The following is a 24,830-nucleotide window of genomic DNA, read 5'->3' on the forward strand; positions in this document are numbered from 1 at the left end:
CCCCCCGTCTGCGTGTTTACCGCATCCGCCCCCCATGGACGAAACCGGCAACCTGCGCGTTGAAGCGTGGGAGGCCTGTGCCCGCGCGCGGGAAATGAGTCAACGATCAACAGATCGTTTCAGCGGCGAACCGTTCCGCATCCGCGATATCAAGCTCCACGACCCACAGATCGGGGTCCGATCCGCGGCGACGCCCCAGATATTGAGCCATGGCCTCTGCACCTTTTTCCGGGTCCGGGCCGCAGCGAGTCAGTACATGGCCGCCCGCAAAGTCGGAAACGCGCTCGAACAGCCCCAGTTCCCGCCCTTTTTCAAGCGCTTGTATGAGAATCACGCCGCTGATCTCATCGCCCTTGACCAGCACGGTGGCAAATCCTCCCGCCGCGGCGCTGCGCCGTACCAGTGCATTGACCAGCATCGCGCTGGTCAGCCGGGCGTCAGCCGCCATAGCCCGGCAACGAGGAGAGGGGGAATTGCGAGCGCATGAAGGTGCCGGTGCCGCGCCCGACCTCTTCCCCATCGGCGTCGATGAGGCTGGCTTCCGCGACATAGACGCGCCGCTTGCCACTGATCCAGCGCCCCTCGGCCCGGATGCGACCGGGTCCGATCGGGCGCGTGAACAGCAGGTTGAAACTGGTGGTCAGCAGGAAACGGTCGCTGACCAGGCTGTTGGCGGCATAGAAGGCCGCATCGTCCAGCATCTTGAAATAAACGGTGCCATGTACGGCGCCCGCTGCATGGAATTGCGTCTCATCGACATCGAAATGGATGATTGATCGGCCCTCTTCCGGAATCGTCAGTTCCGATCGGAACAGCCCATTGATCGGTGCCGACCGGTAGAGATTCTCCAAGGCGCGGAAATGCGCGGCTTCCCCGCTGGGCGAGGCACCGGCTTCAGGCCCGGAATCAGGCCGCGTCACGCGCCTCGCCACCGGCGAGCAGGGCATGAAGCGCTGCGGTCGACTTGGCCCCGCGCAGGCGGACGACCTGTCCCTCATCGCGCAGATAGCGCGACACGCGGGCAAGGGTCTTCAGATGCTCGGCCCCCGAATCGATGGGCGAGAGCAGTATGAAGACGATATCGACCGGCGCCTCATCCACCGCGTCGAACGGCACCGCCGGATCGAGCAGCACGACCACGCCGCACATTTTCTGAAGATCAGGAATCTTGGCATGGGGAATCGCGACGCCACCACCGAAACCGGTGGAACCCAGCCTCTCGCGCTCCATCAGCGCTTCGGCCACCAGATTGGCGTTGAGGCCGTAAGCCTGCGCCGCCAGCGCTGCAACCTTTTGAAACAACTGTTTCTTGCCGTTCACCGAAAGGCCCGTGCCCAACGCATCCGGTGCGACGATATCGTTGAAATGAACCATGCCCAATCCCAGCCGAGCCGCGCCCAGCTTCGGAAAAAATGACGCAATGCCCGGATCTTTAAAGTCCGGCCCCATAGGCCGCCAGCCAAGCAAGGTCAACCGGCGGCCTGGGAAACGGTGTCAGCCCAGGCGCGGTTCCACCCAGCCGATGGTCCCGTCATGACGGCGATAGACCATGTTATAGGCCGACGTGCCCGCATTGACGAACAGCAGGGCGTTGGTGTTGCGCAGGTCGAGCATCATCACCGCGTCGGACACGCTGGCTTCGGGAATGTCGACCCGGGTTTCCGCTACGATCAGCGGGGCTTCGGCTGGTTCCTCCTCATCGGCGATCGAAGCGAAAATGGTATAGCCTGCCCCGTCCAGTTCATCGATGCCATAACCGTTGGTGCGATTCGCCTCCGCCGCGGCGGCCTGCGCGCCGCGATCCTTCAGGCGACGCAGATAGCGGCGCAGCTGCTTTTCGATCCGGTCTGCCGCCCCTTCAAAAGCGGGATGCGCTTCCTGCGCTTCGCCGGCCCCTTTCAGGATCAGGCCGGTCATCACATGGCAGACGATATCGCAATGAAAGGCCCCGTGCGGCGCTGGCCGGAAGGTGACCTGGGCGGAAAGGGTGCGGGAAAAATATTTCTCGGCCATGGCCTCCAGCCGGGTCCTGACATGCTCCTTGAGCGCGTTGCCCGTGTCGACCTGATGCCCGGAAACACGAATATCCATATGCCTTCTCCTTATTCTTTGCCGGACCGCCGGACAGCGATCCGGTCGGCATGGAGGCTTGAAGGCAGTCCCTTGAACGGACGGCTGATCAGGCCTCCTCAAGCCAGAGCGGCTTGTCCAGCGTCGCGACGAACGCTGCGTGCCTCTCCAGCTCCTCCGCGCTGGCCGCAAAGACACGCGCGGGACGAACAGGGCGAACCGCGACTTCAGCCGCAAGTTCCATATTTATAACGAGTTTCTCTTCCTCCTGTGCAAGACCAAGGCCGATCTGACGGCCACCGGTCAGTTCGATATAAAGCTGGGCCAGCAATTCAGCGTCGAGCAGCGCGCCATGCTTGATGCGATGACTGCGATCGATGCCATAGCGCGTGCAAAGCGCATCCAGACTGTGCTTGGCGCCGGGGTGGAGTTGCCGGGCGATGGCGACGGTGTCGATCATCCGTTCCATCGATACTTCGACCAGACCGCACAGTTTCAGTTCGTGATTGAGGAATCCAAAGTCGAAGCGCGCATTATGCGCGACCAGATGGCTGTCCTCCAGAAAGTCCAGCAATTGCTGGACTCCCGCGGAAAACAGCGGTTTGTCGCGCAGGAAACCGTCCGACAATCCGTGCACGGCCTCCGCCGCGGCAGGCATGGCGCGCTGCGGATTGTAATAAGCGTGGAAGGTACGGCCCGACGGCACCCGGTTGATGAGTTCAATGCATCCGATTTCGACGAGGCGATCGCCGGAGCCAGGGTCGAATCCCGTCGTTTCGGTGTCGAAAATAATCTCGCGCATCGCCCTCTTCAACGACTCTTGCCGACCAGTGCCGCCGACCCCCTCTTATCGGCCTGTCTTCGCGCCAAGGCAAGCGACCAGACGGCGAACCTGCAAACGTGTCTCGGCGAAAGTCGTGCCCGTATGGATGATATGGTCCGCCCGTCGCCGCTTTTCAGCATCGGGCACTTGCAGACGGACGATCTGACGGAATTTCGCCGCCGTCATGCGTGGCCGCGCCAGCACCCGCTTGCGTTGCTTCCAGGCTGGGGCGCTGACGACGATGACCCCGTCCAGCCTGCGTTCCCCGCGTCCCTCGAACAGCAGCGGAATATCCAGCACCACGAAGGCGCGGGAGCGATTCCGACGCAGGAATTCCGCTCGTGCCGCGTGCACGGCGGGATGGACGATATTTTCCAGTGCCTTGAGCTCCTGCGGATGGCCGAAGACGGCCGCGCCCAGCTTCATCCGGTCGACGCCCTGTGGGCCGGTGGTCCCCGGAAAGCGGGCCTCTATCGCGGGAAGGAGCGCCCCCCCTGGCCCCTGCAGGCGGTGCACTTCGGCATCGGCATCGAACAGCGGGACGCCTTCGCGCCGCAACATGGCGGCGACGGCGGACTTGCCCATGCCAATGGAACCGGTAAGGCCGTAGATCTTCATGCGCGTCAGGCGCCGAGCAGCAGCGCGCGCAATTCCTCATCCCGATCGCGCGGCGCCTCGGCATCGAAAAATATGTCGAAAGCCAGCGCCGCCTGCCCGATCAGCATTTCCAGCCCGTCCAGAGTCCTGAGGCCTCTTTTCCGGGCAGCGTTCAGCAGACCCGTCTCCAGCGGCGCATAGACGACATCATAGACGGTCGCCTCATCAGCCAGCGGCGTCAGATCGATGTCCAGCACCGGCTGCCCCATCATGCCCAGCGAACTGCTGTTGACCAGCAGGTCGGCGGCAGGAAGCGCGTCCGTCATGCCGATCACCCTGCCTTTCACTCCGGCACGGTCGAGCAATGCCTGCCCCTTGCCGGCATCGCGCGCCATGATGGTGATATCCGGCACGCCAAGGCTGATGAGCGCGAACAGGATCGCCCGCGCCGCACCGCCCGCGCCGACCAGCACCGCGCTTTGCCCCTTCCACCTGTCCCGCAACAGCGGCTGGAGGAAGCCGCCCGCATCGGTGTTGGTGCCGATCAGCGGCCCCCCGGTTTCGCTGGCGATGGTGTTCATCGCCCCGATCCTTGTCCGCACCCCGCCTGGATCATCGGTATAGTCCATCACCGCGATCTTGTGCGGAATGGTGACATTGCAACCCAGCCAATCCGGATCGGCCCGGCGCGCAAGGAAATAGGCCGGCAGCCCCTCCGGCGTCACATGCGTCTTCTTGTATTCCGCCTCTATTCCCAGGCAGTCGAGCCAGAAATTATGAATCAACGGCGATTTGCTATGTTCGATGGGATCGCCGATCACTTCGGCATAAGGCAGCTTGTCGGTCATGCCGCCAGAACGCCCCGGACGCGCAGAAAGTCAAGCAAAGGCAGCAGCGGCAGACCCTGAATCGCGAATTGACTGCCCTCGATCTTTGAAAAAAGCTGCGCCCCCGGGCCCTCGATCCGGTAACAGCCGACGCACCAGCGGCATTCATCCCAATCACCATCGAGATAGGAGGAGATGAAGGCGTCCGATAAGGACCGCACCGTCATCCGCACCCGCTCGATATGCCGCCAGATCGCCTCCCCATTGAGTGCGATCACCGCAGCGCTGTGCAGATGATGCGCCCGGCCGGAAAGCAGTCTCAATATGCGCTCCGCATCGGCGCGGTCGACCGCCTTGTCGATCATCGTGCCGTCGTCAAGGCTGAGAGTCTGGTCACAACCCAACACCAGCCCGCCCGGCACCCGCCGTGAAACGCGGAGCGCCTTCAGTTCCGCCAGCGCATCGGCCAGCTGGCGCGCATCCAGGCCATCGGCGCGCAGGGCGTCCTTGGCCGCTTCCTCGTCCACGCCAGGTGACAGCGCCTCGAACGGCACGCCGGCCGCGCTCAGCAGCGCCCGACGGCTGGCGCTTTGCGATGCCAGAATGATCATGATTCAGACCCCTTCCGCCAGCACGCGGTCGTTGAACAGGTTGATGATGGCCGCCGCCGCTTCCTCGATCGATCGTCGGGTCATGTCGATAACCGGCCAGCCATTATCGGCAAACATGCGCCGGGCGAAGGCCAGTTCCTCCTGCACCTTTTCGATGTCGACATAGCTGGTTTCCGGCGCCTGATTGAGCGACAGCAGCCGGTTGCGCCGGATCTGCACCAGCCGCTCCGGACTGACCGTCAGCCCTACCACCATCGGATGCTTGAGCGAATAAAGGCTGCGCGGCGGCGGCGATTGGATCACCAGCGGAATATTGGCGGTCTTGTAGCCCCGATTGGCGAGATAGATCGACGTCGGCGTCTTGGACGCGCGCGACACGCCCGCCAGCACGATATCGGCCTCCTCCCAATTTTCATGCCCGACGCCGTCATCATGGGCGATGGTGAACTGGATCGCCTCGATCCGCGCGAAATAGGCTTCGTCGAGAATATGCTTGCGCCCCGGCCGGTTGCGCGTTTCCTGCCCCAATATATTGGACAGCGCGTCGGTCACGCTGTCGAGCGCCGCGACATGCGGCAGGCCGAGCGCCCTGCACCGCGTCTCCAGCCGCCGGCGCAACTGATGGTTGGACAGGGTGAACAGCACCAGGCCCGGATTGGCGGCAATTTCCTCCATGATCCGGTCGAGATGGACATCGGAGCGCACCATCGGCCAGAAATGGCGCACCGCCTCCACATTTTCGAACGCCCCGATCGCCGCCTTGGCGATGTTTTCCAACGTTTCGCCGGTGGAGTCCGATAGGAGATGGAGATGAATGCGCGACATGCGGAATATCTCTGTGGGGAGCCTGTGGATAAAGCAAGGGATAGGTTGCGGGGAAAATCAGGCACTTATCCCACTCCTCGATTCCGGCAATCTTGTCCACAGCCGGCCAACAGACGCAAATTTCCCTCAACAGCCTGTGGATAGTGTGGATAAGCGCATTGACTCGGACCGGAATCGCTACCTCGAAAGAGTCAAGTTGTTGGCAAATCCGGGTACAGCGCATAAACCCCGCTACCAAGCGCCCAACAACCTGCACTATCTTTTTAGAATCTAAATATAAGAGAGTATATGACGGGACCTGATGCCGGCCTTTCGAACGGGCCATCCGCCAAGCCGCTGCTTTCGGTCCTGAAAGGTGCGCGTCCTGCTGTGCCTCCCATGTGGCTCATGCGCCAGGCGGGCCGTTACCTGCCCGAATATCGCGCATTGCGGGCGGAAAAGGGGGGATTCCTCGAACTGGTCTATGACAGCGCGGCGGCAGCGGAGGTGACTCTCCAGCCCTTGCGGCGTTTCGGCTTCGACGGGGCGATCCTGTTTTCCGACATATTGATCGTGCCCTATGCCATGGGTCAGGACCTCTGGTTCGAGGCCGGGGAAGGCCCGCGCCTGGCGCCGATCCTGTCCGAGACGAACCTTGATGCCCTGAAACCCGATTTTAGCCGCTATGAGGCGGTCTATGAGACAGTCCGGCAGGTCAGGGCCGCGCTCGACAGCCAGGTGGCCTTCCTGGGCTTTGCAGGCAGCCCCTGGACCATCGCCACCTATATGGTCGCTGGACAGGGCAGCAAGGATCAGGGTGCGGCCCGTCGCCTTGCCTATCAGCAACCTGAACGCTTCGGCGCGATCATCGATGCGATCGTCGATGCAACGGTGGTCTATCTTTGCGGCCAGATCGAGGCCGGGGTCGAGGCGGTGCAGCTTTTCGACAGCTGGGCGGGCAGCCTTGCCCCGCTGGAGTTCGAGCGCTGGGTGATTGAGCCCAACAAGCGGATCGTGGAGAAGCTGAAGGCCGTCCATCCCCATATCCCCGTCATCGGCTTTCCCAAGGGCGCGGGCGCGAAACTGGCCGATTATGCCGTCGGCACCGGGGTCGATGCCGTCGGCGTCGATGAAACGGTCGATCCGCACTGGGCCGATCGGGTGTTACCGCAGGGTCTGCCAGTGCAGGGCAATCTCGACCCGCTGGCGTTGATCGCGGGGGGCAGGGCGGTGGAAGAGGCTGTCGATAATATCCGCGCCGCCTTTGCCCGGCGGCCGCATATCTTCAACCTCGGCCACGGGATTCTCCCGGACACGCCGATTGATCATGTCGAGGCGTTGATTGGTTATGTCCGGCGGCAGGAGCGGGCTTGATGCCTTATCTGGGAGCAGCCTATTTGTGGGTCAAAGCCGCGCATGTCATCTTCGTCATCTTCTTGATGGCGGGCCTGTTCATGATACCGCGCTTCTTCGTCTATCACCAGCAATGCGCCGTGGGGTCGGATGAAGACAGAAAATGGATCGACCGTGAACGTCGGCTGCTCAAGATCATCCTCAATCCTTCGCTGACTCTCGTCTGGGTCTTCGGCCTGATGCTGATGGTGGAGATCGGCGCCTGGCATTTCGGCTGGTTCCACCTGAAGCTGCTCTTCGTGCTGGGCCTGTCGGGCTATCATGGCTGGATCGCCGGTTATGCGAAGAAGCTCGCCAGGGGGCAGCGCCCGCTGACGGAAAAACAGCTGCGCCTGCTCAACGAGATTCCCGGCGCCGTTGCCGCCATCATTGTCGTTGCGGTGATCGTAAAGCCGTTTTGACCACTCCGTCATCCCCGCGAAAGCCGGGATGAGGATTTACGCCGGATCGACCGGGATATTGTCGATCAACCTCGTCTTCCCAAGTTTCGCCGCGCCCAGCAGCCTTGCGGGGCGATCCAGCGCTGACATCGGTTCCAACGTGACCGCGTCGCACAGCGTCACATAATCGATCGGGTCGAAGCCATGGGCCGCCAGCATGGCGATCGCCTTGGCAATGGCAGCCTCGACGGTCGTGCCTTTCTCCATCTGCCGCGCCGCTTCGCCCAGCGCGCGGGGAAGCGCCAGCGCATCCTTGCGCTCCTCCTCGGTCAGATAGGCGTTGCGCGAGGACAGCGCCAAACCATCCTCCGCCCGCTGGGTCGGCACGCCGACGATCTCGATCGGGACGTCCAGATCCCGCACCATCTGCCGGATCACGGCGAGCTGTTGATAATCCTTCTCGCCGAACAGCGCGACATCCGGCCGGACCTGATTGAACAGCTTGGTCACCACCGTCGCCACGCCGTCGAAATGTCCCGGCCGCGCCGCGCCGTCCAGCCCCTCGGTCACGCCGGAGAGGGAGATATTGGTGGCATAGCCCGCCGGATACATGACATCGACCGTCGGCGCCCAGAGGATATCGACTCCGGCCGCCTGCAACATCTGCGCGTCCTTGGCCTCGCGCCGGGGATAGGCGTCCAGATCCTCATTGACCCCGAATTGCCGCGGATTGACGAAGATCGACACCGCCACATGTCCGGCATGGCGGCGCGCTTCCTCGACCAGCGCCATGTGGCCATCATGCAGCGCGCCCATGGTGGGCACCAGGGCCAACGGTTTTCCGTCGCTTTTCAGCGCGTCGACAACGGCGCGGAGCGAAGGGAGGTCACGGAGGGTTTGCACGTTACGAGGGGCTCCGATAAGGGCATCAACAAGGGGTCGATCCTGCTAAGGCATGGCCGCGCCGAACGGTCAATATTCATTGCGACAATCAACGGGGTTATCAAGGTCCGATGGCGAACGCCCAAACGCACCACATCGTCTTCGCCAATGAAAAGGGCGGAACCGGCAAGTCGACGACCGCCGTGCACACGGCCATCGCGCTCACGGTCCTGGGTCATCGGGTGGGCATGATCGACCTTGATCCACGCCAGCGCACCATCACCCGCTATATGGAAAACCGCGCCGACACCGCGCGCCGTCGCGGCATCGACCTGCCGACTCCGGATTTCGCCGTGTTCAAGGGCGACAGCGTCGAAGCGCTGGAGGAACAGGCGGCGCACGTGGCCGAGGGCAAGGATTTTCTGGTCATCGACACGCCCGGCCGCGATGATGATTATGCCCGCCACATGGCCGCCCGCGCCAACACGCTGGTGACGCCGATGAACGACAGTTTCGTCGATTTCGATCTGATCGGTCAGGTGGATGCGGAAACCTTCAAGGTGAAGCGGCTCTCCTTCTATTCCGAACTGATTTTCGAGGCGCGCAAGACCCGCGCCAAGGCCGATGGCGTCACCATCGACTGGGTCGTGCTGCGCAACCGCGTCCAGCATCACGATGCTCGCAACAAGAAACGCGTGGGCGACGCCTTGACGGAACTGTCCCGCCGCGTCGGATTCCGCGTGATTCCGGGCCTGTCGGAGCGCGTGATCTTCCGTGAGCTGTTTCCCTCGGGCCTGACCCTGCTCGACAAGGGGCATCTGGGTGAACTGGGCGTCAGCCACATCGCCGCGCGGCAGGAACTGCGCGAGATGGTATCGGGCCTTGCCCTTCCTGCCCGCGATGAAATCGCGCCACTGGATATGCTCGGCGCGGCCTGATGGGTCTGTTTGCCCTGCTTTTGATCGGTTTGGCGGGCTGGCTCATCTGGACGGGACGACTGCAACGCATGAGTGCAAAGGATGGCATGGCGCTGGGCGCGGCTCTGGTCGGCGCGGTCATGGCGGCAAAGGGCAAGCCGTTGATCGGCGCGCCCTTGCTGGTGGGCGCCACGCTGTTTTTCTTCACGAAAAGCCAGCCGGGCAGCAAAAGGAGCAGCAAGCCGGTGCCGCAGGCGACCTCCCCCCAGGCAGTGATCGACGCGCGAAAACTGCTGGGCGTCGGGCCGGATGCGGACGCCCTCGCCATCCGCGCGGCGCATCGCCGCCTGATCGCTTCGGTTCATCCCGACAGGGGTGGTACTGAAGCCCTGGCAGCCCAGATCAATGCCGCTCGCGACCTGCTGATCAAGGAAGCCGCCCACCGCCCCTGATGATGAGGAGAGGATGCCATGGCCCATTGCTTTCATCCCACGCTCCTGCGCGAATATGACATTCGCGGTGTGGTCGGACGGACTTTGGGAGAGGCGGACGGCTATGCGGTCGGCCGCAGTTTCGGCACCATCATGCGGCGTTCCGGCGGATCAAGGGTCGCGGTCGGCTATGACGGGCGCCTGAGTTCCCCTGTGCTGGAACAGGCGGTCGTGAAGGGCCTTCAGGATTCGGGCATCGATGCCGTCCGCATCGGCATCGGCCCGACGCCCATGCTCTATTATGCCGAAGCGGTGCTCGATGTGGACGGCGGCATTCAGATAACCGGCAGCCATAATCCCCCCGATCACAACGGCTTCAAGCTGGTGCTGCAACATGGCGCGTTTTTTGGCGAGGATATCGCGCAACTGGGCGATATGGCGGCGGCGGGGGACTGGACCGAAGGGGCCGGCAAGGCGACAGGCATCGCCATCATGGACCGCTATGCCGCCCGCCTGGCCGAAGGTTTTGACGGCGCCGCGTGGCGCATCGGCTGGGACGCAGGCAATGGCGCTGCCGGTCCGGTGGTGGACAAGCTCGTCAAGCTGCTGCCAGGTGAGCATCATAGACTGTTCACCCAGATAGACGGAAATTTTCCCCATCATCACCCCGATCCCACTATCGACGCGAATCTGGAGGACCTGCGCGCGCTTGTCCTTTCGAAGAAGCTCGATTTCGGAGTGGCTTTCGACGGCGATGGCGACCGGATCGGGGTGATCGACGGCAAGGGGCGGGTCATCCGTGGCGACCAGCTGCTGGGAATCTTTGCCGAGCTGGTGTTGAAAGACTGCCCGAACGCCACGATCGTCGCGGATGTGAAGGCCAGTCAGGCGCTATTCGATCGCGTCGCGGCGCTGGGCGGCCGGCCATTGATGTGGAAGACGGGCCACAGCCTCATCAAGTCCAGAATGAAGGCAATTGGCGCCCCGCTGGGTGGCGAAATGACCGGCCATATTTTTTTCGCCGATGATTATTATGGATTCGATGACGGGCTTTACGCCGCCGTGCGCCTGATTCGCGGCCTGACGCGGCTTGGCCGCAGCGTGACAGCCCTGCGCGACGAGATGCCGGCCATGGCCAACACGCCGGAAATCCGTTTCCCGGTTGAAGAGAGTCGCAAATTCGCGGTGGTGGAAGAGGTTCGCGCCCGCCTGCTGGCCGCCGGCGCGACGATCGATGAAACCGACGGCCTGCGGGTTAGCACGGCCGATGGCTGGTGGCTGTTGCGGGCGTCCAACACCCAGGACGCGCTGGTGGTCAGGGCCGAAGCGAGGGAGGTGCAGGGTTTGGCGCGGCTGATCGCGGATATGGATTCGCAGCTTGCTGATTCGGGGCTGATTCGGCCCTGATGTACCAATTGGTGAAAAACTTGACGGGAAAAATGATACCGTTCCCAGAAAATGCGGCGTCCTTTCCGTTACGGAAAGCTACCTAAGTCGTAACGATTGCATAAAACGCAATCAGGCATCAGTTTTTCGCATTTGCGGAAAAAGCCGCTGCGCCGCAAAAGGAACGGGCCTTTCAGGCATCCTCTCCTAAAACTTTCAAGCCGTCCTTCGGGGCGGCTTTTTTTTAACTCTTGCAGGGCGCTCTTTTTGCTTCCTGCCGTAGCGTCCCTGCGCCTGCCGCTTCGCGAGTGGGCCTAACCGGCGAAAATTAAGGCTTTTCGAACGATAAATTAACCATATTGCTTATAAGGGCATGGCCTACAGGGGAGCATTCTCTGGCGAGAGCCATTTGCCGATAGTCAGTTCAGGAGAGGAAACATCATGCCCTTGCGCCGCCCCATTTTTACCAGTTTGCTGCTGTCGGGCGTGTTGGCGGCGCCTGTTCCGGCCTTGGCCGGCGGCTTCTACCTGCAGGAACAATCGCCCAAGGAAACCGGCCGGGCACTGGCTGGCGCGGGCGCTGCGGCGGACGATCCATCCACTATCTATTTCAACCCGGCGGCCATGACGGAATTGTCCGGCGTCCAGACGTCGGTGGGCGGCATCGCGTTGATGGCCTCCGCTCATCAGGCCAATCGCGGCACCACCCGCACCGTGCCCACCTTGCCCGGCGTCCGGGTGCCGGTCGCCGGCAATTCGGGCGGCAATCCGTTTGAGAAGGTCATTCCCGTTCCCAGCTTCTATGCCACGGCGCAGGTCACGGATCGGCTGTGGCTGGGACTGGGCGTCAATGCCCCGTTCGGATTGAAGCTGGATTATGACGACGGCTTTTTCGGCCGCTATGACTCGCTCTACACCAACCTCAAAACCTATAATATCCAGCCCAGCGCCGCTTATAAGCTGAACGGGAATTTCTCGATCGGCGGGGGCGTCGACGTGCAATATGTGAAGGTCACGCTGACCAACGCCCTGCCCCAGCTTTCGCCGCTGATCCCGACCGACGGCCTTGCCCGGGTGAAGGGCGACGACTGGACCGTCGGCTGGAATGCGGGGCTGTTCTACACCAATGGCGATACCAATGTCGGTGTTTCCTACCGTTCGGGCATCCGGCATCGTCTGACCGGAACCCAGACGATTTCCGGGCTGATCGGGTTTCCCGTCAACCCCAATGGGACGGTGAACGCGACCGCGCCGCTCGACCTGCCCGATATCGCGACGGTCGGTTTCATGCACCGCCTGACGCCCAGGCTGCGCGCGATGATCAGCGCCCGCTGGTATAACTGGTCTAAATTCAAGGGCATCGCCATCACCACGGCCGTTGGCTCCACCACCAACAAGGAACTGGATTACAAGGACAGCTACAGCGTCAGCCTGGGCGGCGAAGTGGATGTCAGCCCGGCATTGACCCTTCGTGCGGGCACGATGTTCGATCGTTCGCCCACCAATCCGCAGCATCTGACAACGCGCGTGCCCGATGGGGATCGCGTCTGGCTGTCGGCAGGCGCGACCTGGAATATCTCGTCCGCCTTCGCGCTGAATCTCAGCTATGCCCATAATTTCGTGGAAAAGGCGAACATCATCCGTCCCGACAGCTACTACCCCTCGCCCGCCACGGTGACGGCGACCACCCTGTCACAGACCAGCGGCAATGCGGATCAGATCGGCGCATCGCTGACGGCGCGCTTCTAAATCACCTCATAAATCCCTATAGGGGCTCCATCATCACGGAGCCCCTTTTTCATGTCCGACCATAATCCCGGCCTGCGTCCCTGGCGCGATATCGCCCGTCGCCAAAGCCGCCAGATCATGGTCGGCAATGTCCCCGTGGGCGGCGGCGCCCCTGTCACGGTACAGACGATGACCAACACGCCGACCGATGACGTCAAGGCGACGATCGACCAAATCCGCCGCTGCGAGGAAGTGGGCGTCGACATCATCCGCGTTTCCTGCCCCGACGAAGCGTCGACCGCCGCGCTCAGGCAGATCGTCCGCGCCGCCCGCGTGCCGATCGTCGCGGACATTCATTTCCACTATAAGCGCGCGCTGGAAGCCGCCGATGCGGGCGCCGCCTGCCTGCGCATCAATCCCGGCAATATCGGCAGCGAAGCGCGCGTGAAGGAAGTGGTCGATGCGGCCAAGGCCAACGGTTGTTCGATCCGCATCGGCGTCAATGCGGGCAGCCTCGAAAAGGACCTGCTCGAAAAATATGGCGAGCCCTGTCCCGAAGCGTTGGTCGAAAGCGCGCTCGATCATATCAAGCTGCTTCAGGATCAGGATTTCCACGACTATAAGGTGGCGGTGAAGGCAAGCGACGTCTTCCTCGCCGTCGCCGCCTATATGCAATTGGCCGAAGCGGTCGATTGCCCTCTCCATCTTGGCATTACTGAGGCCGGCGGCCTGATCGGCGGGACGGTGAAGAGCGCCATCGGCATTGGCAACCTGCTTTGGGCCGGGATCGGAGACACCATCAGGGTTTCGCTCTCCGCCGAACCCGAAGAGGAAGTGCGCGTCGGCTACGAGATATTGAAGTCGCTCGGCATCCGCACGCGCGGGGTGAAGGTCATCTCCTGCCCCAGCTGCGCGCGTCAGGGCTTTGATGTGATCCGCACGGTGCAGGCGCTGGAGGAACGGCTTCAGCATATCCACACGCCGCTGTCCCTGTCCGTTCTGGGCTGCGTGGTGAACGGCCCGGGCGAAGCGCGCGAAACCGATATCGGCCTGACCGGCGGCGGCGCGGGCAAGCATATGGTCTATCTTTCCGGACTCACCGATCACACGATTCAGGACGAAGGCATGATCGACCATATCGTTCAACTGGTGGAGGCCAGGGCGGCGGAGATCGAAGCCGCCAGGCTGGAGGATGAAACCACCGACGCGGGCAAGGCGGAAGCGGCGGAATAAGCCGCTTTCCTTTTCCATGACCGCGCCCCGCTCCATTGCCCTGCCCTTCGTGGTCTGCTGCCTCGGCGTCGCGCTGTTTTCGGTGATGGATGCCGCGATGAAGGGCTTGAGCCTGTCCATCGGCCTGTTCGAAGCGCTGTTCTGGCGCGCCGTGACGGGGACCGTGCTGGGCCTGATCCTGATGCTGGTCACGCGCCAGCGCTGGCCCGGGCGGTCGGTGCTGCGGCTGCATCTGCTGCGTGGCGCGGTTGTCGCGGTGATGGCAAGCCTGTTCTTCTGGGCGATCATGCGGCTGCCGCTGGCCGAAGCCATTGCGCTCTCCTTCATCGCGCCGCTGGTCGCGCTCTATCTTGCCGCGCTGTTGCTCAAGGAACGGATCGGGCGGCAGGCGATCGGCGCATCGCTGCTCGGGCTGGTCGGCGTCGGGGTCATTCTGGCGGGGCGGATGCGGGGCGATTATGATGTGAATGCGATGCTTGGCGCGGGCGCGGTGCTGATTTCCGCCGTGCTGTTCGCATGGAATCTCATCCTCCAGCGGCAACAGGCGCAGGTCGCCTCGCCCATTGAAGTCGCTTTCTTCCAACATATCGTGATGCTTGGCCTGTTCACGCTTTTTGCCGGTGTCGCGCAATGGATGCCGATCGTGCCGAAGGCTCCGTCCTGGGCGCTGATCCTGCTCGCGGCCATCCTTGCCTTCACCTCGCTGGCAGCGCTCGCCTGGGCCTATGCACGGGCGGAGGCGCAGTTTCTGATTCCGGTCGAATATACCGCCTTCGTCTGGGCGGCGATCATGGGCTGGCTGGCTTTTGGCGACCGGTTGAGCCTGACCACCGTGGCGGGCGCGGGGCTGATCGTGGCGGGCTGTCTGATCGCGGCGCGAACGCGGCCAGCCGGGCCGCCGCATGTCGAACCGTCCGTCGCCTGAAAGGAAAAGCATGTCCGTCACCATCCGCGAGGCCGTTCCTGCCGACATCGGGGCGATCCACGGCTTCATCCTAGCTCTGGCAGATTATGAAAAGCTCTCCCACGAGGTGAAGGCCGACCGCGCGAGTCTGGAGAAATATCTCTTCGGTCCGCGTCCCATGGCAGAGGTACTGATCGCGGAACATGAAGGCAGGGCCATCGGCTTTGCCCTTTTCTTCCACAATTTCTCGACCTTTGAAGGCCGGCCGGGCCTTTATCTGGAAGACCTGTTCGTCGTTCCCGATGCGCGCGGCCTTGGGGCGGGCAAGGCCTTGCTGTCGCATCTGGCCCGACTGACGCTGGAACGCGGCTGCGCCCGGCTGGAATGGTCGGTGCTGGACTGGAACGAGCCAGCCATTGCCGTTTACCGGTCGCTGGGCGCGCGGGCGATGGACGACTGGACGGTGCAGCGCGTCGACGGCGAAGCGCTTAGCGCCCTCGCTTCAGCGCATCCTGTACGCTGACCCGCCGCCTATCGACATAAGGAATGTCACGGACCCGCATGGGACGAGCCGAGGGGGCGGACTCTTGACGGCGACTCCCTGCCCGGCGCATTGTGCGGAACGGAACATTTGGGGGACAAGGAACGCATGGCTGTCAGCCGTGGAGCCAAGCGCACGCCGGAATGGCGCGAAATGCTGAAACGCAGCCTGATCCGCAGCGGCGCGCTGATCGGATCGATCGCGTTGATCCTGGCCACCCTTTTCCTGGCTTTGGCGCTGCTCAGCTATCAGCCGAGCGACCCGTCGATGAACACGGTCGCGGGCGATCAGGTGCAGAATATCATGCTGGCGCCCGGCGCCTGGATCGCTGATTTCCTGCTCTGGCTGTTCGGGGTGCCGGTCGCGCTGGTGTTGCCGCTGATGGCGATCACCGCGCGGCGCCTGTGGGGCGATCAGGACATGAGCGGCTGGAAGGCGCAGTTCGGCAAATGCTTCGCGGGCATCGTGCTGGTGGGCATTGCTCTGGCGCTCTTCCAGACCAATCCGCTGGTCGGCCTGCCCGCAGGATGGGGCGGCATCGTCGCATTGGTGACGGCGCGGGGCGTCATGAGCCTGACCGCGCAGGCCCCCGCCGCGCAGGGCTGGATCACGGGCATATTGATCGTGCTGGCGGTGATCGCGGGCATTGTCCTCTGCTATCGTAGCCTGGCGCTGGAAAAGCCGATCATCGCGCTCCGTCGGCCTTCGCTGCCGCGCCTCAGCCTGCCCAGGCCTGCCTTCGCCCTGCCGGGTGGCGGGGCGGTGGCCGATCCCCTTGACGAAGAGGACGGTGTCGCTGAACGGGTGGCGGCGCCGCGCAAGACGGTCACGAATGAACCCAAGCCGCCGATCAACATCCAGACGCCCAGGCCCGCGCCGGTACAGCGCTCCATGGCGCCGGTGTCGCAGGATGATCTGTTCGGCAACAGCTCGCTGCCGTCACCCGACCTGTTGAATCCGGTTCCCGCGAGCCAGACGGCCAAGATCGACAAGGCCGCGCTGGAACGCAATGCGCGCCTGCTGGAAAGCGTGCTCGACGACTTCCATGTGAAGGGCAATATCGTGGAGGTTCGACCCGGTCCGGTCGTCACCATGTACGAACTGGAACCGGCGCCCGGCATCAAGGCGAGCCGCGTGATCGCGCTGGCAGACGATATCGCCCGCAACATGTCGGCGCTCTCGGCCCGCGTCGCGACGATTCCGGGGCGCACGGTGATCGGCATCGAACTGCCTAATGCGAACCGCGAAGGGGTGTCCTTCCGCGAACTCATCACCAGCGAGCAGTTCGGGCAGGAAGCCACGCTGCCGATCATCCTGGGCAAGAATATCTCTGGCGAACCGATCATCGCCGATCTCGCCCCCATGCCGCATCTGCTGATCGCGGGCACCACCGGTTCGGGCAAATCGGTGGGCTTGAACGCGATGATCCTGTCGCTGCTCTACCGCATGACGCCGGACCAGTTGCGCCTGATTATGATCGACCCGAAGATGCTGGAACTGTCGACCTATGACGACATCCCGCATCTCCTCTCGCCGGTCGTGACCGAGCCGGCCAAGGCGATCCGCGCGCTCAAATGGGCGGTGGAGCAGATGGAGGATCGCTATCGCATGATGGCGTCCATTTCCGTCCGCAACCTTGCCAATTACAATGAGAAGGTCCGCGCCGCCAAGGCCAAGGGCAAGCCGCTCGGCCGCCGCGTCCAGACCGGCTACGACCCCGAAACCGGCAAGCCGATCTATGAGGAGGAGCAGCTGGATTTCCAACCGCTGCCGCAGATCGTGGTGGTGGTGGACGAGCTGGCCGACCTGATGATGACGGCGGGCAAGGAAGTCGAATTCCTGATCCAGCGCCTGGCCCAGAAAGCGCGCGCGGCGGGCATCCACCTGATCCTCGCGACGCAGCGTCCCTCGGTCGACGTCATCACCGGCGTCATCAAGGCCAACCTGCCGACCCGCATCAGTTTCTTCGTCACGTCGAAGATCGACAGCCGCACCATTTTGGGCGAGCAGGGCGCCGAACAGCTGCTGGGCAAGGGCGACATGCTCTACATGCATGGCGGCAAGGGCCTGATGCGCGTCCACGGCCCCTTCGTGTCGGACGATGAAGTGCGCGTGGTGGCCGATCACTGGCGCGCGCAGGGCCAGCCCGACTATATCGCCGCAGTCACCGAGGAACCGGAAGAAGGCAGCTTCGCGCTCGACGGCGTCGATCTGGGCGACGACAGCCCGGACGCCCAGCTGTTCCGCAAGGCCTGCCAGCTTGTCTTCGAAAATCAGAAGGCTTCGACCAGCTGGCTCCAGCGCCAGCTCCGCATCGGTTACAATAGCGCCGCGCGCCTGATCGAGCAGATGGAGGAGCAGGGCCTGGTCGGCCCGCCCAACCATGTCGGCCGCCGCGAAGTGTTGCGCGATGAGAATGGCAACCCGCTTTGAGCTGAAAAATTCATTTGGCCTGATGCGAAAAAGTCACGGCCCATAGCGCTCTGAAACGGGTTTTTTCTGGAACCGATCGGATGAAAAAGAGGAAGGATGCCGTTCTTTCCTCTCGGAAATCCCTGATTTCCGGGCATGATTGCGTTTCTTGCAATCGTAAACCCCTTGTTCGCATTTGCAGCGAAACGCGATTTGACCGAAGAGGGACCTGCCTTTCAGGCATCCTCTCCTAAAAACTTTCGGGCTGGTCTTCGGATCGGCCTTTTTTTTTGTCATTGCCACGGCTAAGCAGGGACCGCTTACCGCAGCGACACAAAAAAATAATTTGGGAGAGGGGCCGCCGGAAAGACCGGCACTGGCGAAGCGGAAGCACAGGGGGATTGAGCGGCTATATGTCGCTCTCCCCCTTTTCTATTTTGGGCGCATCGTAATGAAGCCGCCCTCGTCCCGGCCCATTCCGTCGTGCTTAAGGAACGAGAGGGTTCACAGCGGGTTCAAGCCCTGCCACCTAGAGTGATTTCGAGCCAGATGGAATCGTCTGGCGGCTCGGAAATCACGGAAGACAAAGAACCAGGTTCCTCATCCTGAACAACCGGAGATGATTGCATGAAGCGCATCCTTGCGTCCTTCGCCCTGACGCTGGCGGCCGTGCCTTTCGCGGTGCCGACGGCGCCTGCCGCGGCGCAGGCGGACCAGTCCGACCTGTCCCGCGTCAACGCCTATATCCGTGCCGTCACCACCATGACGGCCGATTTCGCCCAGACCGATCGCAACGGCCAGACGCTGAACGGCAGGCTCACCATCAAGCAGCCCGGAAAGATCCGCTTCCAATATCAGAAGGGCGTGCCGCTGTTGATCGTTGGCGACGGCAAGGCGCTCACCATGATCGACTATGAAGTGCGCCAGGTGCAGCGCTGGCCGATCGGCAATTCGCCGCTGGGCGCGCTGATCGATCCGTCCAAGGATCTGTCGAAATTCGGCAAGGTGATCGAAACCGGTGATCCGACGGTTCTCAGCGTGCAGGCGCGTGATCCCCGGCGGCCCGAATATGGAACCATCACGATGATCTTCAAACGGGATGCGGCTAGTCCGGCAGGCTTGCAACTTTACGGCTGGGTGGCGCTGGATTCGCAGAATAACCGGACGGCGGTGAAGCTCAGCAACCAACGCTATGGCGTCCCCGTGGCCGATTCCGCCTTCCGCTGGGTCGATCCCAGGCCAAAGGGGCGCGCGACGGGCGGCTGAACCGGGCCAAAGGAACGACGGCCCGAAAACTTTTCAGAATCGTTCATCTCAGGCTCATATCCCGGCCCCTAAGAAGGACTCCACGGCGCGAGACGCAACCGGGATTTCCCCCCTGTTACCCGGCACCCCGCTTTCGCCGCAAAGCGCTTCAAGGGCGCGATCGAGGCCCCCGTTCCATGCCCCCGGAGCGGGGGTCTTTTCGTTTGGGCCGGGCTTCGGCTCAGGGAGGGCTGCAAATAGCGGCTTTCTGCGCTTCGGGGGCTCACGACCCTGAAGGTCGCTGCGCGCCGGTTCTCGAAATCCACTATTTTCGCTCCACCCTGAGCCGAAGCCCGGCCCAAACGGTCATATCCTTGTCACCCTTGCGCATGGCTGCGGAGGATCCTAGTGGATCAGCCATGTCCCAGACACTCAGCATCGCTTCGTGGAACATCAACAGCGTCCGTGCCCGGCTCGATATCGTCGAGCGTTTCTTGACCGAGGAGTCGCCCGACATTCTCTGCCTTCAGGAAACGAAGGTCGTGAACGACACCTTCCCGGCGGGACTGTTCCGGCAGCGGGGTTACAATCATCAGGTGCTGAACGGCCAGCCCATGCATCATGGCGTCGCGATCCTGTCGAAGATTCCGATCCGCGAAGATGACCGGCTCGATTGGCAGGCCAATGGGGAAGCGCGGCATGTGGGCGTGCGGCTGGACAATGGGGTCAGGATAGAGAATGTCTATGTGCCCGCCGGCGGCGATGTGGCGGACCGGGATGTGAATCCGAAATTCGGGCAGAAGATCGATTTCCTGGAGCGCATGATTCAATGGTCCTCGCAATTGGAGGACAAGCCGACCATCCTGACCGGTGACTTCAACATCGCGCCGATGGAATGCGATGTGTGGAGCCACAAGCAGCTCCTCAACGTGGTAAGCCACACGCCGGTCGAATGCGAAATTCTGGCGCGGTTGCAGGAATCCAATGATTGGATCGATATCGGCCGCAAATTCTTCCCTGCCCCGCAGCGGCTTTATACCTGGTGGAGCTATCGGGCGCGCGACTGGGCGGAATCGGATCGCGGGCGGCGGCTCGACCATATGTGGATGACGCAGGATGTCGCGGAAAAGGCGGTCAGCCACCGCGTGGTCGAACCCATTCGCGGCTGGACTCGCCCGTCGGACCATGTGCCGATCATCACGGAATTTGCGTTCTGATGGGCGCGCGCGCCGCTGCCCGCGCCATTGATGCGCTGCGCCGCGGTTGGGCAGTGAGGGTCGGTGCCGCTGATGGCGCATTGCGCCTGATGGCGGTGGAGGGCGCGGATGCGGTGACGCTGGCCGGGTTCGATCCGGCGGGGGAGGCGGATATCCTGATTTCCGCCGCACGGGCGCAGACGCTGAAGCTCGCCAACCAGATCGCGGCGGCCGACCCCGACATGCCGGTGTTGGTGGCCCGGGCGCCGTGGATCGACGTCGACGTGGCGACGGCGATCTCCGATCCGGTGCTGGACCTTGCTTCGCCGCTCAAAGGTCCGTTCATGGCGAAACCGCTGGCCGCGCCGCTGGCGGCCAAGGCGGCGCTGCGGCTGGCACGGCTGGCGGGCATATTGCCTGCCTATTTTGCGACCACGGACGGTGAGGCGGAGGCGGAGGTCGGCGCCGACGATGTGGACGCCTATGATGATGCCGTGCATCTCGCCATCGCGACGCGGGCCAGGCTGCCGGTGTCGGCCAGCGAAACCGCCGAGATCATCGCCTTCCGCAGCCCCGACGAGCCGCGCGAGCATGTCGCGTTGATCGTCGGCCAGCGCGATGCCACGCCGCCGGTGATCCGGTTGCACAGCGAATGCCTGACCGGCGACGTGCTGGGGTCGCTGAAATGCGATTGCGGACCGCAATTGCACGAAGCGCTGCACCAGATCGCGGATTCAACCTGGGGCATCCTGCTCTATCTGCGGCAGGAAGGGCGGGGCATCGGCCTCGTCAACAAGCTGCGCGCCTATGCCTTGCAGGATCAGGGCTTCGATACGGTCGATGCCAATGTGCGGCTGGGTTTTGCCATCGATGCGCGCGATTTTTCGGTGGCGGCGCGGATGCTCGACCTGCTCGGCGTGGGTGAGGTACGGTTGCTGACCAACAATCCGAACAAGGTGACAGGGCTGGAAGCGGCCGGTATCAAGGTGGTGGAGCGGATGCCGATCATCCTGCCCGCTAATCCGCATAATGAGCGCTATCTGGCCACCAAGCGCGACCGGACCGGGCATCAGCTGTGAGCGTGGTCCGCGTCGACACGGGCGCGGGACGTCTTTCCTGCGGCGATATCGATATGGCCTGCACGATCGGGCGTAGCGGCGCCTGCCCGGCAGAGGACAAGCGCGAAGGCGATGGCTGCACGCCTCTGGGCGTCTGGCCGATCCGGGGCGTGCTGTTGCGGCCGGGTAAGGTGGAGGCCGCCGGCCTCCGCCTGCCGTGGCGCTGGGTGCGGGAAGGGGATGGCTGGTCCGATGATGCGGACGATCCGGCTTACAATCGGCCGGTTCACCTGCCGCGCGCTTTCTCGGCGGAAAATCTGCTGCGCGATGACGATGCCTATGATGTGATCGTGGTGCTGGGCCACAATGACGCGCCGCCGGTGCCGGGGCAGGGAAGTGCGATCTTCTTCCACCTGTCCGAAGGCCGTCCCACCGCTGGTTGCGTGGCGGTGGAGCGGGCGGATATGCTGCGCCTGTTGCCGCTGCTGGCGCCCGGCGACGTCATGGAGATTGTTTAGCGCACCGTGCGCCTGTGAGTCAGGAGCACGGTCCAGGCATCAGAACTGGGCTCCTGCCTTCGCAGGAGCACGGTGCGCCAAGAACGAATGCCTAAACCCGTTCCAGCTCCGCCACCTCGCCGCCAGCCGCTTCCAGCAGCCGCCGCTCCAGCGTTTGCAACCGCGCCTTGCTCTCGATCTTGCCCGCCAGCAGGTCGGTCACATAGAAAGTATCCACCGCCCGCTCGCCATAGGTGGCGACATGGGCGCTGTGCACCGTCACCTTGGACTGGAACAGCGCATTGGCCAGGCTGAACAGCAGGGCCGGGCGATCCCGCGCATTCACCTCGATCACGGTGAAGCGGTTCGACGCCTTGTTGTCGATCAGCACATTGGGCTCGATGCGGAAGGCTTCGGCGCGGGTGCGGGGCAGGGGGCGCGCCTCCAGCCTGGTGATCATGCGATGGCGGTTGGCCAGCGAATCCTCGATCGCCTTGCGGATGCGGGTCAGCTGTTCGGGGCTGTGGAACGCGCCGCCCAGCGGGTCCTGGACCAGGAAATTGTCGATCGCCACGCCGTCGCGCGTGGTGTGGATGCGCGCGTCGATGATGTTCCCACCCGCCAGATGGATGGCGCCCGCAATCCGGTAGAACAACCCCGGATGGTCGGCGGCATAGACCGTCACCAATGTCGCGCCACGCTGCGGATAATATTGCGCGGCGATGGAAAGCGGGGAATCGCCCGCCTGCAATATGTGTTGCGCATTGTGGATCAGGATATCCTCGGGTTCCGCGATCCAGTAGCTTTCGGGCAGCCGCTTGATGAGCTGCTCGAAATCCGCTTCGGACAGGCCCAGCGCCTGCCGCAGCGCCTGCTGCTTGGCCGTGACCCGCTCGCTGCGCCCCTTCTGCTTGTGGCCAAGGCGCAGCACTTCTTCGGCGGCCTCATAAAGATCGCCCAGCAATTGCCGCTTCCAGCTGTTCCACACGCCCGGTCCGACCGCGCGGATATCGACCACGGTCAGGCACAGCAGCAGCCGCAGCCGCTCCGGGCTTTGCACCACGTCCACGAAATCGAGGATGGTCTTGTAATCGGCCAGATCCCGCTTGAAGGCGGTGGCCGACATCAGCAGATGGTGCAGCACCAGCCAGGACACGGTTTCGGTTTCCGCCGGCGTCAGGCCCAGACGCGGGCAGAGATGTTCCGCGACTTCGGCGCCCAATATGCTGTGATCGCCGCCACGGCCCTTGGCGATATCGTGCAGCAGCACGGCGACATAGAGCACCCGCCGTGACAACAGCTTGCCCATGAGTTCGTTAGCCAGCGGATGATCGCCCGCCAGCTCGCCCTTCTCGATCTTCGCCAGCAGGCCGACGGCGCGTATGGTGTGCTCGTCCACCGTATAATGATGGTACATGTCGAACTGCATCTGCGCCACGACGCGGCGGAAGTCCGGGATGAAGCGGCCGAACACCGTCGATTCGTTCATCCAGCGCAGCACTGTTTCCGGGTCGCGGGGGGAAGTCAGCACCTCCATGAACGCGGCATTGGCGCGTGGGTCGCGCCGTATCCTGGCGCTGATCAGGCTGGCGTCGCGGCTGGCGGCGCGCATGGCGCTGGGGTGGATGGCGAGGCCATGTTTGTCGGCCAGCGCGAAAATCTCCAGCAGCCGGACAGGATCGTCCTGGAAGAAATTCTCATGGGGCAGCGCCAGCCGCCCGCGATCCAGCACGAAGCCGTCCAGTTTCTTGGGCCGACGGAAGAAGCTGGGAATATAGCGGCGCCCGCGCTCGGCCATCTGGTCGTCCAGATGGGCCAGGAACACGGCGGTCAAATCGCCCACCGTCTTCGCGTTCAGGAAATAATAGCGCATGAAGCGTTCGACGCCCGACCGCCCGGTACGGCCGGTGAAGTGCATCCGCGTCGCGGTTTCCAGCTGGAGGTCGAATGTCAGCCGGTCTTCGGCCCGCCCGGTGATCATGTGCAGGTGGCAGCGCACCGCCCAGAGGAAATCCTCCGCCTTCTGGAACTGGCGCAGCTCGGTTTCGGTCAGCAGGCCGACATCGACCAGTTCGTCGACCGACTTCACCCGGTTCACATATTTGCCGATCCAGAAGAGCGTGTGCAGGTCGCGCAGTCCGCCCTTGCCCTCCTTCACATTGGGTTCGACGACATAGCGGCTGTCCCCCATGCGGCGATGGCGCTCGTCGCGTTCCTCCAGCTTTTCGGTGACGAAGGCGCGGGCGGTGCCCTGCATCACTTCGGCGTCGAAGCGGGTCGCGACCTCCTCATAAAGCGGACGGTCGCCCCAGATGTAGCGCGCCTCCAGCAAAGCGGTGCGGACGGTCAGGTCCGCCCTTGCCATGCGCATCGTCTCGTCGATCGAACGGCTGCTATGCCCGACCTTCAATCCCAGATCCCACAGCGAATAGAGCATGGATTCGATGACCTGCTCGGTCCAGCCGGTGGGCTTCCAGGGGGTGATGAAACCGATGTCGACGTCACTGTGCGGCGCCATTTCGCCCCGGCCATAGCCGCCCACGGCGATCAGCACGATCCGCTCGCCGGTGCTGCGATTGCTTGCGGGGTAGAGATGATGCGTTGTCGCGTCGTAGAGCAGCCGCAGAATCTGGTCGACCAGGAAGGCGAAAGCGGTCACGGTTTCCCGCCCGCGCGTCGGTTTCTGGTCAAGGCGCCGGGCGACGTCCTCCCGCCCGGCCTCCAGCGCGGCTTTCAGCTCCTTCACGATCAGGCCGCGCAGCTTCATCTGGTCGCCCCGATGCTCCTGCGCCAGGGCGTTGATGCGGTCGGAAATGGCGCGTCGGTCGATGATCGCCCGCCTGGACCCCAATTTTGGAAACTGCATGACCATAAG

General features: G+C 63.2%; 25 protein-coding genes. 14 read left to right on the forward strand and 11 right to left on the reverse strand.

The features are described 5' to 3' along the window. Positions 1-106 precede the first annotated feature (106 nt). The 9 genes from RUH75_RS04950 to RUH75_RS04990 form a co-directional block, all read right to left on the reverse strand. The gene (locus tag RUH75_RS04950) at positions 107-448 is read right to left on the reverse strand and encodes a DUF1491 family protein (protein ID WP_313802765.1); all 342 of its coding nucleotides are present in this window, start codon (positions 446-448) and stop codon (positions 107-109) included. Then, positions 438-947 carry a PaaI family thioesterase gene (locus tag RUH75_RS04955; RefSeq protein WP_313802767.1) on the reverse strand — a complete coding sequence of 170 codons (510 nt, stop codon included), beginning with the start codon at positions 945-947 and terminating at the stop codon, positions 438-440. Before RUH75_RS04955 ends, RUH75_RS04950 begins: the two co-directional genes overlap by 11 nt. After that, positions 907-1,374, reverse strand: a complete 468-nt coding sequence (locus tag RUH75_RS04960; protein WP_313802769.1) for a PTS sugar transporter subunit IIA — start codon at positions 1,372-1,374, stop codon at positions 907-909. The genes RUH75_RS04955 and RUH75_RS04960 overlap by 41 nt, the downstream gene beginning before the upstream one ends. A 120-nt stretch (positions 1,375-1,494) precedes the next feature. Beyond that, positions 1,495-2,091: a ribosome hibernation-promoting factor, HPF/YfiA family gene (gene hpf, locus RUH75_RS04965; RefSeq protein ID WP_313802771.1), complete on the reverse strand. Its 597-nt coding sequence runs from the start codon at positions 2,089-2,091 to the stop codon at positions 1,495-1,497. An 88-nt stretch (positions 2,092-2,179) separates the two neighbouring features. Next, positions 2,180-2,872 (reverse strand): DNA polymerase III subunit epsilon, encoded by a 693-nt coding sequence (gene dnaQ, locus RUH75_RS04970; protein ID WP_313802773.1) that lies wholly within the window; start codon positions 2,870-2,872, stop codon positions 2,180-2,182. Positions 2,873-2,917: 45 nt separating this feature from the next. Beyond that, positions 2,918-3,511 (reverse strand): dephospho-CoA kinase, encoded by a 594-nt coding sequence (gene coaE, locus RUH75_RS04975; RefSeq protein WP_313802775.1) that lies wholly within the window; start codon positions 3,509-3,511, stop codon positions 2,918-2,920. A 5-nt stretch (positions 3,512-3,516) separates the two neighbouring features. Further along, entirely contained in the window at positions 3,517-4,338 is an 822-nt protein-coding gene (gene aroE / locus RUH75_RS04980; RefSeq protein WP_313802777.1) for a shikimate dehydrogenase, read from the reverse strand. Continuing rightward, positions 4,335-4,928, reverse strand: a complete 594-nt coding sequence (locus RUH75_RS04985) for a nucleoside triphosphate pyrophosphatase (RefSeq protein ID WP_313802778.1) — start codon at positions 4,926-4,928, stop codon at positions 4,335-4,337. The genes aroE and RUH75_RS04985 overlap by 4 nt, the downstream gene beginning before the upstream one ends. A gap of 3 nt (positions 4,929-4,931) precedes the next feature. Continuing rightward, positions 4,932-5,753, reverse strand: coding sequence for a pyruvate, water dikinase regulatory protein (locus RUH75_RS04990; RefSeq protein ID WP_313802780.1), 822 nt, complete (start codon positions 5,751-5,753; stop codon positions 4,932-4,934). A gap of 288 nt (positions 5,754-6,041) precedes the next feature. On the opposite strand from RUH75_RS04990, the gene hemE reads away from it, so the two are divergent. Together hemE and RUH75_RS05000 are read left to right on the forward strand one after the other, a co-directional pair. Further along, complete coding sequence (gene hemE / locus RUH75_RS04995) at positions 6,042-7,106, forward strand: uroporphyrinogen decarboxylase (protein WP_313802782.1); 1,065 nt, start codon at positions 6,042-6,044, stop codon at positions 7,104-7,106. Further along, entirely contained in the window at positions 7,106-7,546 is a 441-nt protein-coding gene (locus RUH75_RS05000) for a CopD family protein (protein WP_313802784.1), read from the forward strand. The genes hemE and RUH75_RS05000 overlap by 1 nt, the downstream gene beginning before the upstream one ends. 36 nt (positions 7,547-7,582) lie before the next feature. On the opposite strand, the gene panC is transcribed toward RUH75_RS05000, so the two are convergent. Further along, the gene (gene panC / locus RUH75_RS05005) at positions 7,583-8,428 is read right to left on the reverse strand and encodes a pantoate--beta-alanine ligase (RefSeq protein ID WP_313802786.1); all 846 of its coding nucleotides are present in this window, start codon (positions 8,426-8,428) and stop codon (positions 7,583-7,585) included. 110 nt (positions 8,429-8,538) lie between these two features. On the opposite strand from panC, the gene RUH75_RS05010 reads away from it, so the two are divergent. The 12 genes from RUH75_RS05010 to RUH75_RS05065 all read left to right on the forward strand — a co-directional run bounded on the left by RUH75_RS05010 (position 8,539) and on the right by RUH75_RS05065 (position 21,976). Then, on the forward strand, positions 8,539-9,345 hold the full coding sequence (locus RUH75_RS05010) for a division plane positioning ATPase MipZ (RefSeq protein WP_313802788.1): 807 nt from the start codon (positions 8,539-8,541) through the stop codon (positions 9,343-9,345). Continuing rightward, on the forward strand, positions 9,345-9,776 hold the full coding sequence (locus tag RUH75_RS05015) for a molecular chaperone DnaJ (RefSeq protein WP_313802790.1): 432 nt from the start codon (positions 9,345-9,347) through the stop codon (positions 9,774-9,776). The genes RUH75_RS05010 and RUH75_RS05015 overlap by 1 nt, the downstream gene beginning before the upstream one ends. A gap of 18 nt (positions 9,777-9,794) precedes the next feature. After that, positions 9,795-11,162: a phosphoglucomutase/phosphomannomutase PgmG gene (pgmG, locus tag RUH75_RS05020; protein ID WP_313802792.1), complete on the forward strand. Its 1,368-nt coding sequence runs from the start codon at positions 9,795-9,797 to the stop codon at positions 11,160-11,162. A 420-nt stretch (positions 11,163-11,582) separates the two neighbouring features. Beyond that, positions 11,583-12,890 (forward strand): OmpP1/FadL family transporter, encoded by a 1,308-nt coding sequence (locus RUH75_RS05025; protein WP_313802794.1) that lies wholly within the window; start codon positions 11,583-11,585, stop codon positions 12,888-12,890. 51 nt (positions 12,891-12,941) lie between these two features. Then, on the forward strand, positions 12,942-14,102 hold the full coding sequence (ispG, locus tag RUH75_RS05030; protein WP_313802796.1) for a flavodoxin-dependent (E)-4-hydroxy-3-methylbut-2-enyl-diphosphate synthase: 1,161 nt from the start codon (positions 12,942-12,944) through the stop codon (positions 14,100-14,102). A 16-nt stretch (positions 14,103-14,118) separates the two neighbouring features. Then, positions 14,119-15,027 (forward strand): DMT family transporter, encoded by a 909-nt coding sequence (locus RUH75_RS05035; RefSeq protein ID WP_313802798.1) that lies wholly within the window; start codon positions 14,119-14,121, stop codon positions 15,025-15,027. A 10-nt stretch (positions 15,028-15,037) separates the two neighbouring features. Beyond that, the gene (locus RUH75_RS05040) at positions 15,038-15,529 is read left to right on the forward strand and encodes a GNAT family N-acetyltransferase (protein ID WP_313802800.1); all 492 of its coding nucleotides are present in this window, start codon (positions 15,038-15,040) and stop codon (positions 15,527-15,529) included. Between the two features lie 126 nt (positions 15,530-15,655). Continuing rightward, positions 15,656-17,980 (forward strand): FtsK/SpoIIIE family DNA translocase, encoded by a 2,325-nt coding sequence (locus tag RUH75_RS05045; protein WP_313802802.1) that lies wholly within the window; start codon positions 15,656-15,658, stop codon positions 17,978-17,980. 606 nt (positions 17,981-18,586) lie between these two features. Continuing rightward, positions 18,587-19,225 (forward strand): outer membrane lipoprotein carrier protein LolA, encoded by a 639-nt coding sequence (locus RUH75_RS05050; RefSeq protein WP_313802804.1) that lies wholly within the window; start codon positions 18,587-18,589, stop codon positions 19,223-19,225. 398 nt (positions 19,226-19,623) lie between these two features. After that, complete coding sequence (gene xth, locus RUH75_RS05055) at positions 19,624-20,421, forward strand: exodeoxyribonuclease III (RefSeq protein ID WP_313802806.1); 798 nt, start codon at positions 19,624-19,626, stop codon at positions 20,419-20,421. Then, the gene (ribA, locus tag RUH75_RS05060; RefSeq protein WP_313802808.1) at positions 20,421-21,479 is read left to right on the forward strand and encodes a GTP cyclohydrolase II; all 1,059 of its coding nucleotides are present in this window, start codon (positions 20,421-20,423) and stop codon (positions 21,477-21,479) included. Before xth ends, ribA begins: the two co-directional genes overlap by 1 nt. Then, positions 21,476-21,976 carry a L,D-transpeptidase family protein gene (locus tag RUH75_RS05065; RefSeq protein WP_313802810.1) on the forward strand — a complete coding sequence of 167 codons (501 nt, stop codon included), beginning with the start codon at positions 21,476-21,478 and terminating at the stop codon, positions 21,974-21,976. Before ribA ends, RUH75_RS05065 begins: the two co-directional genes overlap by 4 nt. A gap of 91 nt (positions 21,977-22,067) precedes the next feature. Here the strand turns inward: RUH75_RS05065 and RUH75_RS05070 are convergent, their stop codons facing one another. Beyond that, positions 22,068-24,827 carry a [protein-PII] uridylyltransferase gene (locus tag RUH75_RS05070; RefSeq protein WP_313802812.1) on the reverse strand — a complete coding sequence of 920 codons (2,760 nt, stop codon included), beginning with the start codon at positions 24,825-24,827 and terminating at the stop codon, positions 22,068-22,070. Between the last annotated feature and the right edge of the window lie 3 nt (positions 24,828-24,830).

This window comes from Sphingobium sp. (assembly GCF_032153725.1).
Taxonomy (GTDB): Bacteria; Pseudomonadota; Alphaproteobacteria; order Sphingomonadales; family Sphingomonadaceae; genus Sphingobium.